The sequence below is a fragment of the Saccharopolyspora shandongensis genome (genome assembly GCF_900106995.1).
GTDB classification, from domain to species: Bacteria; Actinomycetota; Actinomycetes; order Mycobacteriales; family Pseudonocardiaceae; genus Saccharopolyspora; species Saccharopolyspora shandongensis.
The window spans coordinates 60,033-76,135 of the sequence record NZ_FNOK01000049.1 but is presented as its reverse complement, the minus strand read 5'-3'; the positions used below and the strand labels follow the sequence as shown (position 1 = coordinate 76,135).

Annotated in this window: 9 protein-coding genes; 5 read left to right on the top strand and 4 right to left on the bottom strand. The window is 68.5% G+C overall.

What is annotated here, in order from left to right; genetic code table 11:
* The first annotated feature begins 97 nt into the window (after window positions 1-97).
* From BLW84_RS47950 to BLW84_RS35465, 4 genes are all read left to right on the top strand, one after another.
* Window positions 98-10,888, top strand: a complete 10,791-nt coding sequence (locus tag BLW84_RS47950; RefSeq protein WP_218157597.1) for a scabin-related ADP-ribosyltransferase — start codon at window positions 98-100, stop codon at window positions 10,886-10,888.
* Window positions 10,885-11,244, top strand: coding sequence for a hypothetical protein (locus BLW84_RS46710; RefSeq protein ID WP_143061215.1), 360 nt, complete (start codon window positions 10,885-10,887; stop codon window positions 11,242-11,244). The genes BLW84_RS47950 and BLW84_RS46710 overlap by 4 nt, the downstream gene beginning before the upstream one ends.
* 81 nt (window positions 11,245-11,325) lie before the next feature.
* Window positions 11,326-11,853, top strand: coding sequence for a type VII secretion system-associated protein (locus tag BLW84_RS35470; protein ID WP_245761611.1), 528 nt, complete (start codon window positions 11,326-11,328; stop codon window positions 11,851-11,853).
* A gap of 85 nt (window positions 11,854-11,938) precedes the next feature.
* Complete coding sequence (locus tag BLW84_RS35465; protein ID WP_093274741.1) at window positions 11,939-12,901, top strand: hypothetical protein; 963 nt, start codon at window positions 11,939-11,941, stop codon at window positions 12,899-12,901.
* 53 nt (window positions 12,902-12,954) lie between these two features.
* Here the strand turns inward: BLW84_RS35465 and BLW84_RS35460 are convergent, their stop codons facing one another.
* Window positions 12,955-13,341: a MerR family transcriptional regulator gene (locus tag BLW84_RS35460; protein ID WP_093274766.1), complete on the bottom strand. Its 387-nt coding sequence runs from the start codon at window positions 13,339-13,341 to the stop codon at window positions 12,955-12,957.
* A gap of 41 nt (window positions 13,342-13,382) precedes the next feature.
* Window positions 13,383-14,390, bottom strand: coding sequence for a GlxA family transcriptional regulator (locus BLW84_RS35455; protein WP_093274740.1), 1,008 nt, complete (start codon window positions 14,388-14,390; stop codon window positions 13,383-13,385).
* A 139-nt stretch (window positions 14,391-14,529) separates the two neighbouring features.
* On the opposite strand from BLW84_RS35455, the gene BLW84_RS35450 reads away from it, so the two are divergent.
* On the top strand, window positions 14,530-15,120 hold the full coding sequence (locus BLW84_RS35450) for a cysteine hydrolase family protein (protein WP_093274737.1): 591 nt from the start codon (window positions 14,530-14,532) through the stop codon (window positions 15,118-15,120).
* A 327-nt stretch (window positions 15,121-15,447) separates the two neighbouring features.
* Here BLW84_RS35450 and BLW84_RS35445 read toward each other — a convergent pair whose 3' ends face one another.
* A complete protein-coding gene (locus BLW84_RS35445) occupies window positions 15,448-15,726 on the bottom strand; it encodes a hypothetical protein (RefSeq protein WP_177226863.1) in 279 nt (92 codons plus the stop codon).
* A 10-nt stretch (window positions 15,727-15,736) separates the two neighbouring features.
* Complete coding sequence (locus tag BLW84_RS35440; protein ID WP_093274732.1) at window positions 15,737-15,985, bottom strand: HC3 family zinc finger protein; 249 nt, start codon at window positions 15,983-15,985, stop codon at window positions 15,737-15,739.
* Between the last annotated feature and the right edge of the window lie 118 nt (window positions 15,986-16,103).

The following is a 16,103-nucleotide window of genomic DNA, read 5'->3' as shown; positions in this document are numbered from 1 at the left end:
CACCGGTGCCCCGCCGCAGTACGAGGCGCAGGAGGGCGAGCGGTCGGCGTCGGAGGGCTTGGATGCGGAGGCGAGCCGGCGGATCGCGAAGGGCAAGATGCCCGTGCGCCTGCTGGAAACCGCTCGCGAACGCTACGCGCAGATCATGCAGGAGATCGCGGAGGCCAATCAGGAGCAGGTGCAGGGTTCGTGGGCGGAGCGGGATCGGGCGCTGAATTCGATTGGTGCGTATGAGGAATTCGTGTCGTTCTATGCCGATGCGCTGCATACCGGCGACGCTGATCGGCAGGCGCGGCTGGAAGCGGATCTGCGTGCCAAGCTGACGGCCGAGGTCGAACGGCCGGCGGACAACCCGGGTGCCGAGGGCGGGTCCCGCAACGAGTCCGAGCAAGACCAGACCGATCCGGCAGCGGAGTCGAGCACGCAGCACGAGTCGTCGCCCGGCGACTGCTCGGTCGGCGGGCAACCGGAACCCGAGGAACAGACCCAAGAACAGCAGTCGCCTGCAGCGCCGCAGTCGAACATCGCTGACACCATCGCCAACGCCTTGCGCAGTGTGCCGCCGACGTCGTCGGGACTGGACCGGTCGGACGAGGAGATCCACGCGCTGCTGGCGGAGCACGACCTGCGGCCGACGGACCTCCCCGCGTTCCGCGACCTGGTGCGGCAGCTGAACGGCACCGAGCTGACCGCTTTCCGGACGTACTTGCGCGGCGTCGGCGTTTCGGTCGAAAGTGCCCGGGACGCGGGCGAACTCCGGAACCACGTCGCTCGCTGGCGGCTCAACACCGCCCGGGACTGGCAGCACGCCAACCTGATCGACCTGGCCGTCGCGGCGACGCAGCAGCAGCTGAGCAACAGGCAGATCGGTTCCATGCTGCAGTGGGCGCAGCAGCACGACAGCATCCCCGAGAGCACGTGGAACGTCGCGCGGCAGTGGGGCATCCGGCCGGACACCGCGGGCAGGCTGATCACGCGGTACGGATCGGCGATCGAGCGGGTGGGCCTGCCACTACCCGAGGGCTGGGCCGATCTGTCGAACAACCAGCGGCGGACGTTCGTCAGGTCTGCGGTCGACGCCTGGCTTCGCGCGTTGGGACTGGGCGAGAACCACCTGAGCTGGTTCGGCGTGGGCGGCGGGCCGAGCCGGATCGGCCCCGGCGAACTGGCTAGTTACCGGCAGTACGCCGAAATCGTGTCGGATAGCGACGATCCGGTGCAGGCTTGGTGGCAGATCCTCGAAACCGCCGGTGGCGAGGAGGCCACGCGTGCGTGGTGGGAGCAGGAGGCCGGGCTTCGCGAGGGCCTGGCCGGGCAGCCGTGGTTCGTGGCCCAGGACGTTCAGCGACTGCGGAACCTGGTGCAGTACCACGGGCTGGATGCGAGCCGGCTGCGGGATACGGCCCTGGCGCTGGGCCGGGTCCCCGACGAGATCCCGCTGGTGGCGCAGCACCACGGGCTCGATGCGGGGGTGCTGTTGCAGGCCGCCGCGGAACTCGGTGCCGACCCGGTGTACCTCGCGGCGCTGTTCCCGGAGGACCTGCGCGGCACCCCTGGGCCGGACTGGGTTGCGCAGGTGCGCGACGGGCTCGGCCTGCACAGCCCCGCGGACTTCTTGGCGCGCTTGATCGGCACACACGGCTTCGGGGCGGGAGGCGTGCAGGACCACCTGCTGCTGGACTCCGTCAGGGGCGGGCTGGCCGAACTCATCGCGGGCGCGGAGACCACCACGCTGGTCGGGATCTTCTTCGATGGCTTCCGGCAGGCTTCGACACCGCTGTCCTCCGTCGCAACGGAGCTGCGGAACTTCGCTTCCTTCCTGAACAACGGGGTGGGCAGGCTGCCCGCCGACCGGGTGACCGACGAGCTGCGGGCGTACAACGACCAGGTGCTGTCGCGATCCGAGCAGGGCGATGGGCGCGGCAGGAGCATCGATCCCGGGGTGATCGAGCAGGCGGCGCAGGTCTGGGTGCGGAACCTCCCCGGCGCTGCTCTGCCGGAGAGCTCCCCGTCGGAGGACGACAGCGGGCATTCCGCGCTGAGTTTGTCCGCTGTTTTGGGGAGTCACGGCGGTGTCGGACCGGCGATGCAGGGCGCAGAGCCGATCGACCTGGATGACTTCTACGAGGGGATCGATCACCTTCCGGATGTCACGTTCCGTGAGGCGCTGCTCTTGCAAACGGCGAGCCAGCTGGGGATCGACCGCGACGATCTCGAACTGCTCGACCTGAACGCAGCGGAATTCTCGGGCGGCTTATTCCTGCAGAACGGTGCGGAGCTACTGGCGGAGCGGGTGCGCAACATGCTCGGCGAGTTCGGCATGGTGCCCGCGGACCTCGCCGCGTTCCGCGACCAGGTCACGCGCATCGATCGGCGAGCTCTGGAGGATCTGCACCGCTATCTCCGCGAGCACCGGCTCACCATGGCCGGCGCCCGCGCCGGGAACCGCTTCGGGCATCTGCTGGCGGGCGTCCGCGACGGACGTCCGAGCCACGACCCGGTTCGGCTGCTGCACTACCAGAGCCGCCACCGCTCGGAGCCGCTCGTCGCGGCCTGGTTGCTCGGCCTGCCGCCCGCGCTGTACCGGGCCGGTGATCTGATGGCGATGTCGCACGCCACGATCGGCCTCGAAATGTCGGCGCGGCGTGACTTCGTCCTCCGCCAAGGCCTGCGGTCCGGCAGCTTCGACAGCGACCAGATCCAGACGATGCTGGAAGACTGGAACGAACGCGCGCAGTTCCGCCGAGAGTTCGAGCAGAACCCGGTAGCCCGCGCCGTTTTCGGCTGGTGGGCCGAGGTTGCCGGATTCCCGCTGGAGAATTCGTTGTCTTTCGAAGGGATTCCGCAGGCAGGGCCGGGCGAGTTCGCCACGGCTGGGGAGTTCCTGGCGACCGGCGGTCGGGAAGTCACCGTGGAAGCGGTCGATTCCTGGTGGCAGGGCCTGGCGAGCGACGGCCGCAGCCAGCAGGCGCAAGACTGGTGGCAGGCGCAATTGCCGGTTCGCGACGAACTCCAGAACCAGCCGTGGTTCGACGAGTTTCGCGACGTCGAGAGAATCCGGCGGCTGGTCCAGAACCACGGCCTCGACTTCGAGCAGGTGGCGCGCCTGAGCATGGCGATCTGGCGGGTTCCGGACGAGATCCCCGCCGCGGCACGGCGTTACTACCTCGACTCGGGTGATGGCTCGGGCGCCGCGCGGCTGCTGGCCGTCGCCGCCGAGCTGGGCACCGAGCCGCTCTACGCAGCGCACCTGGCCACCGACCGGATCCGGAGTGGTTTCAGCGCAGGGAAGACCGCCGACGTGATCCGGGCCGAGATCGACGAGATCCGGGCCATGGTGCGGGAGCTTCCCGCGATCACGCTCGATGAGTACTTCGCGACCGAGATCGTCGACATGGCTGGAGTGGTCGATCCGAGGCAGCTCGAACAGCTCGAAGCCGACCGCCTCGCCTCCTTGGCCGCCGCCGCGGATCAACTGCCGGCTTACGAACAGCCACCGAAGTTCGACGGCGAGACCACTGCCGTGCCGCCGGCGTCCAACCCGGTCGGCGAGCCGCCGGTCTACGACGCGGAGTTCGACCCCCAGCTGCCCGAGGAGGACATCGACAACACCCCGGACGCCATCCGAACCGCGGTGCGCGCCCTGCAGCTGACCTCCTACGAAGTGCTGCGGCCGTTCTTCCCGGCATTCCGGGACATCCACGACAACAACATCCGCGACCAGCTGATCAACGATCTCCGCGACATCGCCGCCCTGCAGGGGTTCCCGTCGCCGCAGGACCGCCAGCTCCTGTTCGAGTTGGTGCGCGAAGCGGCCACCGGCGAACTCGGCGCGGCCGGTCCGCTGGCGGTGCTCGGTGTCTTCAGCATGGCACCGACGTTGTGGTCGGCCGTGATGGATCCCATTTCGCTGAGCGTGGTGATCCGCGGATCCGCCGATCCGTTCGACCGCTTGCGTGCGGGAACGCTCGAAATGCACGGCGGTTGGCCCACTCCGGTCGGCGTGACCTGGAACGAGAACGACCCGGCCGCGGCTCGCCAGATGATCTCGCTGCTCGCATCGGCCCTGGCCGACCGCGACCGGCTCGGCTATCTGCGCCAGTCCGGCCCCGACGTGATGCAACGCCTGGCGCAGCTCGCGGCCGACTTCAACGCGGGTCACGACCTCGCGATGCTCGGCGCCTACACCGAGCACCTCGGCCACGTCCCGGACGAGCTCCGGGATCTGGCGCGGCAGCTGGGCATCGACGAGGAGAACGCCGGCCCGCTGATCTTCCTGGCCCACGAGATGCAGCTGACCGACCCGATGCGGCTGGGCGTTCTCGGGCCGGAGCTGCGGGCCGCCACGTCGGTCATCGCCGCCCGCCCGGAGGGATTCCAGGCGGTGCCCCCGAGCGACGCGTGGGGCTTCCTGCTCAGCGAGGGCACCTGGTGGACCGATGTGCACCAGCAGCTGGTGGCCAACGGCGTGATCCCAGCCTTGGACCCGGCGAGCGTCGCCAGGCACCTGGCGACGCAAGGCCGTCGGGCTCTGGCGAACGACCCGGTCTTCCACGGCTTGCGGACGTTGGTGTCGCACGGCATCCGAGTGGGCGCGCTCGCGCAGTTCCGGGAGTACTACCTGGAGCAGACCGGTCGGTCGATCACCCCGGAGGACTGGACTTCCGGAGAAGTGACCGACCTGCTCGTGCGATGGCGCCACGACGTGGGACCGGATTGGCGCGACGGCGAACTCGCTCAAGCCCGGATCACGGACGGATTCCGGCCCGGCCCGCGCGACACCGAGGCGTTCCAGAACCTCTGGGATGGCAACGAGTTGCGCCGTGCCAGGTTCGCGGTCGCGCAGTTCCTGCTCGGCGGTGTCCCGTCGATTCCGGAGCACCTCGACGCGTCCGATCTGGAGCTTGCGGCGGCGCACCTGGCGGCCTTGAACGGCGTGGTCGCCGCGTATCCGGATTTCCAGGCCGACCTCCGGCAGCGCCGGCCGCTCGCGATGCTGGTGGAAGCCTTCATCAACAACGGCGTGCGCCGGTTCCCGGTGTTCACCGGTGGCGAGGTGTCGGCTGCCCTCCGGTGGGAGGGCTGGCTGGGAGATCTCCAGGCTGGGGCCGAAGTCAGCCTGCCGACCAGCGCGTTCGCCGCACCGGACACGACCGAGGCGACCAACACCGTGGTGTTCCGGCCCGCGCCCGGGCACGCCTGGCAGTCGGCGCACCTCGTCCGGGACGGCGGGGTCGGGATTCCCGCGGGCAGCCGCTTCCAGGTGGTGTCGACCGACGACGGGCAGGTGGTCCTGCAGGAGATCGCCCCGACCGTGGCGCACGACGACGCGGTGCAGGGCGCGGACGAGGTCGCCGGCCAGCAGCAGTCGGAGGGCCCGACTGGTCCGGCTCAGCAGCCGACGGACGGCGAAAACGCGTCGCAAACCGATGAGGTGGTGACCGAGAATCCCGAGACGACGCCCAGCGACCTGGAGACGAGCATCTGGGCGACGCTCACGCAGACCCCGGCATCTACCGAGGCGGACGATGCCGGGCCGTCAACGCCGATGGCGGCGACGAGCACCGAACCCGGGAGTTCGAGCCCGTGGGAGTCGCCGAAACCGCTGCTGTACGGCGGTAACGAGGCCGGTCAGGTCATGCGGTTCCGGACCGGCGATCGGGTGTTGCTCCTCGACCGCGTCGGCGCGGCGCACCTCGGCACCTGGTCCGAGGGCGAAGGCGGCCAGGTCACGCTGGAGTTCGCGCACCAGGGCAAGCGCTTCAACGAGGAGACCGATTCGGAGGAGCCGGCCCAGTACCGGGTTCATCTCACCTACGACGAGAACACCGGCGTTGCGGAGTTGAACGAGAACGCCAACGACCCGGACGCCGTACCGGGGGCACACCTCGAAGCCCGGACCGTCGGACGGGGAACGCGGAAGAAGTTCGCGGAACTCGAGCACGCGGTGTGGGAGAGCTGGGGCGAACCGCAGCTGCGGGGCGACCAGGTCGTCCAGACGAGCGTGGACGGGCAGTGGCGGCGGACCGCGCACGCGAACGGGATCGTGGAGATCGTCCCCGCCACCGGGAATCCGTCCAGGATGGTGGCCCGCCTGGAAGACGGCGCGTACCACTGGTACTCGGGCGACCCGGACAACGGCGGTCGGTACAGGTTCGCCACCAAGGTCGGCGTGCCGCAACCTGTCGAGTTCGAGCACCATCTGCCGACTCCGAAACGACCGGCCGACCTGCTGCAGGTGGCGGCCGTGGACCGGTCGATTGTGACACCGGAGTTCGTCGAGGAGATCTACCGCAAGATCGTCCCGCGCCCGCTGTTCCGCCAGGACCTCGCGATCTTGTTCCGCGTCGCGAGGCCTTGGGAAACGCTCGCGGCGGTCATCCGGCACGGGTTCCGGCCGAGGAACCCCGAGAACACCTACTCCAACGGGGACAACGTCGAGCTGCCGGAGTACGTGTCCGCGAACGAGTCGTCGATGTACGTGAGCACGACGCGGGCCGCGAACTTCATCAAGGGCGCCGACCAGGTGCTGCGGTTCTCGATCTTCGCTCCCGGCGGTATCTCGGTGAACCACACCATCGGCCTGGCCACGAGGTTCCACCACGAGCGCGAGGTCGCGTTCCCGCTGGGCATCCACCCGGAAGCCATTGTCGGCGTCGAGACCACCAAGGCGGGCTTCACGGACGGGGACGGCCGGAAGTACGCGCTCGGCGAGTTCGTGCTGAACCCGCGGTTCCTGGCCAAGCCGAGCGAGACGCTGACCGGGGGCGGAGAGCTCACCGGCGAGATGTGGGATCAGCTGGACCGCGAGAAGGGCAAGAACTGGGCGGAAGATCCCCAGAACTGGGAGAAGCTTCCTGACGCCAGGGAGAAGATGCCGGAGGTCGCCAAGCAGCTGATCGAAGTGGAGGTGCAGAGCTACGTTCGCGAGCGCCGGGTCAAACAGCTCCTGGACATCGTCGACCACGAATCCCTGAAGCGGTATGAGCAGCCCATCGCGGACGCGGTCTACAACGTCGACAACGCGCGCTTCAACGAACTGCTCGGAAAGCTGCGCGCGGAGCTCCGCGCACGAAGCGACTGGGAGGCGACGCATCGGGAACTGGTCGCCCGGCTGGACGGTGGCGAGATCCTTCCTGAGCTGTCGGACGCGGTGCGCGAGATCGCGGCAGAGGCGGGCCTGCGGCTGCGGATGGCCATTGGTGAGAACCCGGCGCGGCCTCAGTTCGACAAGCACCGGGCGATGATCGGAATGGTGCTGGCGGACAGCGGTGAGCAGGCGGCGAAGGATTTCGCGGCGGGCCTGGTGAAGTTCACCGATTCCTACCCGATGCCGCAGGGCTTGCTCGGCGGAGTGCCCGGGCCGTTCGAACGGAGCGCCGGATCTTCCAGCAACGCCGCCGGGCCGTCCACGTCGAAGGCGGAGACGAACACGGCGACCGATTCCGCGGCGAGCCAGAACCACGATCCTGCGGTGGAAGAACGCCGCTCGCAGCGGGAGCAGATCGCGGATGACGAGGTCGTGGGCCTGGTGAACCTGGAGATCAAGGCGTTCGTCATGGAACGCGAGGCCGCCGGGGCGGACCCGTCCGAGGTCGAGTCCCACCTGCTGGGGCTCCGCGAGTCGCTGCAGTCGTTCCGCGAACGACTCACCCAGGCGCTGATCGATTCCAAGTCCGAGCCCGATCCGAGGAAACTCGCGCAGATCTTCAAGGAACTGCGCGCAGCACTGCGAGCGGACGAAAGCAGCGGAAGCACCGAGTCCACGTTCGGGACTGGGCAGTCGGCGTCGGAGGACTTGGATGCGGAGGCGAACCGGCGGATCGCGAAGGGCAAGATGCCCATGCGTCTGCTGGACGCGGCTCGTGAGCGTTACGCGCAGATCATGCAGGAGATCGCGGAGGCTGCCCCGACCGAGACGCACGACGATGTGGCGCAGAGCGCGGACGAGGTCGACGTCGGCCAGCAGCAGTCGGAGGGCCCGACCGGTCCGGTTCAGCGCGAGGCGAAGCTGCGCGGCGGCTCGCGGGACGCGTGGCAGTCGCCGGGCGGATCCGGCTCCGAGGTGACCGGCGCTCCGGCCGAGTCGTCCGGTTCCCGAAGCCCGCAGCACACCGACATGAATGTCGATGCCGTTCCGGCGTACGCCCAGGTCGACGGCTTGTCCCGGTACGGGTTGGCAGACGAGGATGCGAGCACCTTCGACTCGCTGTTCAACGCCGATGACTTTGCCGAAAGTGGGTACTCGATCGGCAACTGGACGATTCGTGGTCAGTCGATCGACGACCTCCACTTCTGGGGCGCGGTTTCCCAGGACGGCAGGTGGATCGGGGTCGTGTCCGACCAGACGGGCTACCCCGTGTGGCACTGGTACGAGCTCGACAAGGGCTTGGTGACCACCACTCAGTTCTTGATGGGCGGCCCGACCAGAGCAGAACTGGCGGTAGTGGAGAACTCGTCGGCGACACCGCCATCATCGGTCGATTCCGGTGAGCAGCACGATCCTGTTCCGGACCCCGCCGCTGTGCTGGGCACTGATCAGCACGGCTTGCAGCGTCCGCCGTTCGGTGGGGCGGAGAACCACCTCCTGCACCAGGACGACATCTCCGGGGGTTTCGCGCAGACCGAGCCCGGTATCACCGCGCACCGGTGGTTGAACGACCATCCGGCCTTGGTGCTGGACTACGGACTCCTGCCCAGGGACCCAGGCCGCTCCGACTCGCTCAAATTCCACGTCAACGGACTCGGCTACACGCAGTTCGTCTCGACCACGATCGATCCTCGCTACCAGCACGACGATCGCCGCTACGGCTACACGATCCGCGCGTCGAAGCCCGGGATCGACGTCCGGAAAACCTTCGGCGCGCGCAACATCGAATGGTTCGCCTTGGAGCGGGAGAAGGAGGTGGCCTTCCTCGGGCCGATTCCGCCGCAGGACATCGTCGAAGTCATCGAGATGGTCCGCGGCGGCTATGGGTGGGAAAAGCACGTCGTCTGGACGCTGAACGGCGATGCCACGGACAAACCTGCGATTCGGGACCTGCGACCGGACTCGGCCGAGGAAGCGATGACCCTCGCCAAGCAGATCGTCGACATGGAGGTCCGGGCTTACAAGGCCGAGCGGCGGGCCACGAGGTCGGTGTTCATGGTGGACGACTCGCAGCTACCGCGGTGGGTGAACGACATCGCCGACGCCTTCCAGCGCGGTGCCGGGGAAGAAGTCGATCAAACCCGAAAGGCGCTGCGCGACGCGCTGCACGGAAAGCGAACTGCCGCCGCGGAGTCGTCGCAGGGCGCAGGCAAACGGGCACGCCTCGACGGCGGATCGCCTGCCACCAGGAATGTCTCATCGGGTGCCGGATCTTCCAGCAACGACGCCGGGCCGTCCACGTCGAAGGCGGAGACGGACACAGCGACCGACCCTGATTTCGCGCTCTCCGCCCGAGAAGACCCCGGATCGTCGAACGACGAACTGCACCCGCTGGTCGCCCTGGGGCTGGCGCCGGAGCGGATCAGCTACATCGGGAACGAGTTCGAGCAGCTGGCCCGCGGTGGCTCGCTGGAGCACTACTCGCGCGAGATCGCCGGCCTGCCGGGGGTCCGCGAGGCGCTGGCGGCCATCGACAACAGCATCGACAGCCTGTCCGAACCCGAGCGATCTAGGCTGCGTGCCTGGATCGACGACGCAGTGCTGGCGGCGTCGCTGGTGCCGGTGCGGGAAACGGCGCGCGGTGACCTGACCGAGCTGGACCACACCGCGATGCTGCAGCGGCACGAGGTGCGGACGCTGACGCCGGACCGCCTCGAAGAGGTGCTGGCGGAGATCGCAGTACGGCTTGGGGCGAACCAGAACCCGTTCACGGAGGCGGATTCGGCCCTGTTGGACTCGGAATACGACCCGGGCGCGCCGCTCGTGCGTCGGCTGACCGAGGTGTCCTTCATCAACCTCGACCCAGGCGCGCGTCCGAGGCTGCGCGAAGACGAGCTCTTCAAGAAGCTGCTGGAAAGCGAGGAGGCGCTCCTGGACTCGCTGTTCGCCGCCAGTGGGCACGACGAGCAGCACTACCTGGCGACCTGCGTCAGCGCCTCCCTGAACGCCCAGGCGATGGCCAAGACACCGACCATCGCGGGCCTGCTGTTGGTGGGCCGCGACTTCAGCGCGCAGATCCGCAACATCATGCGGAGCGCCAAGGAGAGCAATACGCCGCCGAAGTGGGCGGCCGTGCTCGACGAACACGATCGACTGTTCGGGCGCACGATCGGCGATCTGGTGACCCATCGCCTCAACGAGGCCGACACGACCTTCGGACAGCTGCAGAGGCGCGCGCTGGACCTGGTCGAAGCCGGTCGTCGCGACCCCGAGGCGTGGGCGGAGCTGAGCCGCGAGTGGGGCCGGGCTATGCAGAAGCTTTCTGTGCTTCTCGATCTGGACACCGGCAAACGCACGGAAATCCAGGTCCTGACCAAGAAGCTCTTCCCCGGGCAATGGACCCGAAGTTTCGCGGCGTCGGTGTTGCTGATGCTGTTGGACCGTCCGTTCCGGCGGTTCGCCGCGATCAACGACATCATCTACCGCAAGGCGCTGCAGCGGACGGTCTACGATGCGGGACGAGGAGGCCAGGAAAAGAAATTCACCGACTGGCACGGCGAACTCGGCCCGGAGGAGTGCTGGGCCCGGGTCCGTCGGGGCGGTGGCGTGCAGGTGGGGATCTTCGGGCATGTGCTGTACGTGGACGCCGTCCAGCGGGACGGCAAGCGCGCGTATGTGGCGTACGACCCGGAGAAGAGCCACCCCGATCACTACACCCCGGATGCGTTCCTGAAGTGGGCCGATAAGCAGAATGCGAAGGTCACCCTGATCGACCCGCCCATCCGTCCCTACAGATGATCGCCGGCGCGGCGGATCTGCAGGTCGTCTCGTTACTGCGGGAGACCGACCCGGAGCGCAGAGAGCAACTGCTGACCGAACTCGACCGCGCCGCGAGTTTCGGCCATACCTACCCGAATCGCGATGGTGCTTACCGGAAGATCACCGAAGGCCCGCAGCTCGGCCGCACCGGATACGGCCGATCAGGTCAGCAACTTGCAATCTTCAGCACGATTTCCGGTCGGCGCCACCGACGTGGCCTCGAGCAGGAAGGGATTGGCATGACTGGAGCGCGTCCTTGCCCGAAGAGGCAGGGCTGGCTTTCCCAGTCGGACCCGGTCTGGCGGGGCGAGAGGTCACCGCTGCCACCACCGTGAACGATGGTGGCAGGTGGCGGAGGTTTCCACGGCGGCGATGAATTGGACGAGCGGCAGCGTGGCCGCAGGAGGGAGGCGTTGGTGATCGGTGATCCGGTGCTGCCGGACGAGGACCGGTGGGTGTTCCTGATCGACCCGGCGTGGCAGGAGCAGGGCGGCGATCCACAGCGCCCGCCCCGCGAGGCCGTGGTGGGCGGCTGGCACGTCGAAGCGGACGGCACGACCGGCCGCTTCCACGCCAACCCCGACTACGTGCCGTCCACGCCGAATTCGCCGACGGACCCGGTCGACGCCACGTTGCGCCTGGTGAACAAGGGCGAGGCGGACGCCGACGCGCTGCTGGCAACGCTGCGCGAAGCGGCGTTCGGGATCGCCGTCGACGAGGATCAGAACCCGGTGATCGCGCCGGCCCCGGACGGCGTGGCGTCGATGCTGGTCACGACGTCGCCCGCGCACCGGAAGCGGGTGCAGGTCGAGGGTTGGCGGGAGGCGACCGCCGCGGAGCTGGCGGACGCGCTGCCGGAAGAAGGGGTCGATGTGCTGATCAACCCGGGCTCGCCCGCTTCGATGCGCCTGCTCGCGAGCGCGCTTAGGCGCGCGGTGGGGTAAGCGCGCGTCCCGGTATGGGTTACTTGAACCGATGCCGGGGACCGGGAACTCTGTTGGTAGGCACTTGAGGTTTGGGGTTCGGGATATGGAAGATCAGGACCTGGCGCGGCACGAGCTGCTGTTGCGGTTCTCGCCGATGCTGCCCGACGACGTGGTGTGGCAGGCGCGGCAGTGGTTGGCCGCCGGGCAGTGGTCGCACGCCGTGCGGTTGATCGCTCAGGTGTTCCTCGACTGGGGCCAGTCGTTGCCGCCGGAGACTCGCGAGACCCTGCTGGACGGCGTCGACGAGGCGACCGCCGCGCGGGTCGCCCTGCTCGAGGACGGGGTCGACTTCACCCTGGTGACCTGGGACTTCTGGGCGGAGCGGGAAGGTGACGCCGACGTCGCCGAGACCTGCGCCGCGACGGTCCGGGAGTACCTGGAGTCCCAGCCCGGCAAGCACACCGCGTGGCAGGTGTGGCGGCTGCCAGAGGGCGGGGAAGAACGAACCGCGCGGCCGATCCACCTGGTCGAGACCGAGAAGGGCCTGCACCCGCACCTGCTGGCCGCCGAGCTCGCGGACCGGCTCTGGAAAGCCGGGCTGGCCAGCCCGCAGGTCGAGGTGTTCCGCTCGGAAAGCCCGCTCGACCCCTTCTACCACGCACCGGCGCTGGTGCAGGGGCGGGAGATCTACGGCGTCGGGCCACAGCCGACCATCGAGCTGGCGCAGTTCGACGAGGAGAGCGAAGAGCGCGAGCCGGCCGGAGCCGAACGCGACGGGCAGATCGCCTACCTCAACTCGGCGGAGCGGCTGACCGACGACGACGACCTGGTCCCCGACGTGCTCGCCGATGGCGAGGAGCCGGTCGTCCCGATCGGGCTGCGCACCGATGGCAGTTGGATCTGGTCGGATCTGACCACGTATTACCTGGAGAAGCACGGCATCGCCCTGCCGCCGGGACTGCGGGCGCACATCGCCGAATCCGGTCCGGAGGCCCGGGTTCCGACCCGTCGCGAGTGGGTGGCGATGGTCCGCATGGAGAACGCGGAGCAGCCGACCGACGGCTGAGCCTTCGTGTTGATGGGCGCCCTTCGCCGGTTCGGCCGGCGGCGGGCGCCCTTTCACTCGGCGGGGACCGCGCCGGTGCGGTTGTACTCGAGGACCGCGTCGAGGTATTCCGTTACCGCGTCCCGGTTTCTGGTCAGGCACCTGATCCGGTCCGTCATCCGGTCCCGCTCGTGCTCCAGGGTCGCGATCATCTCCGCCGTCGCGTCCGGGAAGTAGATGACGCGGGGTTTGTCCAGGCACGGCAGGATCTGCTTGATGATCCGCGTCGGCAGCCCCGCGTCGAGCAGCCCGCGGATCTGCATCACCCGGTCCACGTTGTACTCGGCGAATTCCCGGTAGCCGTTGGGGGATCGGTCGGCGACGATCAGCCCCTGCTCCTCGTAGTACCGGATCAGCCGCCGCGAAGTGCCGGTCCGCTCCGAAAGTTCCCCGATGCGCACGCCCAACTCCCGAACATCGACACGCATGTGACGGCTGGATCCTAAGCGCGGCCCGCCCGCTGCGGGGCGTACTGGAAGCCGCTGCGGTACTCGCTCGGAGTGGTCGCCAGTTGGCGGCGGAAGGCGCGGATGAGGGTGTCGACCGTGCCGAACCCGCAGGTGGTGGCGATGCGTTCCAGGGTGGCGTCGGTCGTTTCCAGCTGGTTGCGGGCGATTTCGACGCGGGCGGATTCGATGTAGGCGGTCGGTGTCATGCCGAGTTCCGCCTTGAAGATGCGGGCGAGCTGGCGTTCGGAGACCCGGGCGTGTTCGGCGAGGTCGGCGAGGCCGATGGGCCGGGACAGGTTGCCGGTGATGTAGTGCCGCAGGTCCTCGATCCGGCGCGTGGTGGAGACAGGTTCGAGGGGCACGGAGAACTGGCTCTGCCCGCTGGGCCGCTTCAGGTACATCACGAGATGGCGGGCCACGCGCAGCGCGACGGGCTCGCCGAAGTCCTCGGCGACCAGGGCCAGGGACAGGTCGAGGCAGGAGCTGATGCCCGCGCCGGTCCACACGGCGCCGTCGCGGATGAAGATCGGATCGGCGTCCACGATGACGGCGGGGTGGTCGGCGGCCAGTTGGCGGGCGGTCGACCAGTGCGTGGTGGCGCGCTTCCCGTCGAGCAGGCCCGCGGCGGCCAGGATGTGGGCGCCGACGCACACGGAGGCGATGCGGCGCGAGTTGCCGGCGAGCTGCTCGACGCGGGCGGTGACGTCCGGGTCGGTCAGCGCGGTCACGCGCCCGTCGGCGTCGATGCGCACCGAGCCGGGCACCAGGAGGGTGTCGATGCGCTGGCCGCTCACCTCGTCGAACGTGGTGTCCGGCAGGACGCGCACGCCCGCCGCGGTGGTGACCGGATCCGGGGTCTCGGCGGCCAGGAGCACGCGGTAGCCGGTGTCGGTGTCGACTTCCCGCTGCAGCAGGGCGAACACCTCCGGCGGGCCGGTGATGTCCAGCAGGTCGACGCCGTCGAAGACGACGATGACGATGAGCCGCTTCAGCGCGGGCACGGGCTCTCCCTCCGCGCGATGTCCAGATCTGCAAGTCGGGCGTCATTGCAGACACCACGGCCCGATCGTAGCGTCGATCACGTAGGCGCCGCCAGGGCGCCGAACGCTCTCGAAACCCCATCCGAGGAGGGCTTTTCCCATGGCTGCCACGACGCTGCGCGAGCTCAACGGCTTCGGCGGAACACCGGCGACCCCCGCCGACGCCACGCTGATCCTGGTCGACTACCAGAACACCTACACCCGTGGCGTGATGGAGCTGGACGGTTGGCAGGAGGCGCTGGATTCCGGCGCGGCGCTGCTGGCTCGGGCGCGTGAAGAGGGGGCGCCGGTGATCCACGTCGTCCACGACGGTGGTGCGGGCACGCCTTACGACATCCGCGCCGAGATCGGCCAGATCCACCCCAGCGTGGCGCCGGTCGACGGTGAGCCCGTCGTGGTGAAGCACGCGCCGAACAGCTTCCACGGCACCGACCTGGAGCAGAAGGTCGCGGCCACGGGCCGCGAGAACGTGATCATCGTCGGATTCATGACGCACATGTGCGTCACCTTCACGACCGAAGGTGCGTTCCTGCGCGGCTACTCGCCCACGGTCGTCGCGGACGCGTGCGCCACCCGGCCGCTGGCGGGAGCCGGGGTCGAGCTGTCCGCCGAGCAGATCCACCACAGCGCGCTGGCGGCGATCGAAGACCTCTACGGGGTCGTCGTGGCGAAGGGCTCCGCCCTGAAGTAGCAAGCACCGCCAGGTAGGCCCCGTGAGTGTTGTGGGGTGCCATAGCGCCCCACAACACTTACGGCCCGGATTCCCAATTTTAGGCAAAATCGGAAACCCACCCGCGCGGTCCAGAAGCGCCCAATTTTAGGCAAAATCGGGACCCGACCTGTCCCGGCCCGGCGGGTTCAGGGCTTCCCAATTTTAGGCAAAATCGGGACGGACTCAGGGCTTCAGGAGGCGGGGTGGCCGGTCGGCGCGTTGGGGAGGGGTGTCGCGCCGACCGGCCCGCAGGGCCCGTCCACCGCAGGTCGGGGGCATCGGCGGCCGGGCCCGGGTCTGGTGCCGTCAGAGGCGCCGGAGGGCGTCCAGTATTCGGCGCTGAACCTCCAGCGACGGCGCCTTTTCGGCGTCTGATGTGGACGGTGGTGGTGGCTGGGGTTCGCGGAGCCGGTGTCGGCCACCTTGTTCTCGTTGTTGTCGCTCGGCTTCGACGTGCGCGATGAGTTGCCACACCGTCAAAGCACCTTCGCCGCCTCCGGCGTGCTGCGGGCGGTAGGACTTCCAGCAGGTGATGATCAGGTAGAGCGCGGCAGTGCCGGTGATCCCGGCGATTCCGGGAAGCATGGCCAACACGTCACTTGGTCCTCTCGGTAGCCGGGGTGTAGAGGGTTCGGGCTATCCGGTGTGCCTCGACGTCACAGTCACCGCACGTAGACCACAACCACGCGAGCTCGGAGTTGTCTGCCGACAACTTCTGCCGACACAGCGTCGATACGGAAGTCCCGGTCGGATAAGCCAAAGCGGCATCCGGCCGCCGATCGGTACTCGCATGCCGCAGCCCAGCAGCCGGAACCCAGTGGAAGGGATGGGCTCGGTAGAACATGGAAGCCTCCTCTAGATCATTGCTGCATGCATCAGTATGTGATGCATGCAGCACAGCTCGCCATGCCTCGATAGGTTGATCTCTCCATGCCGATCTGAGCACCGCTTACGATTGCTGC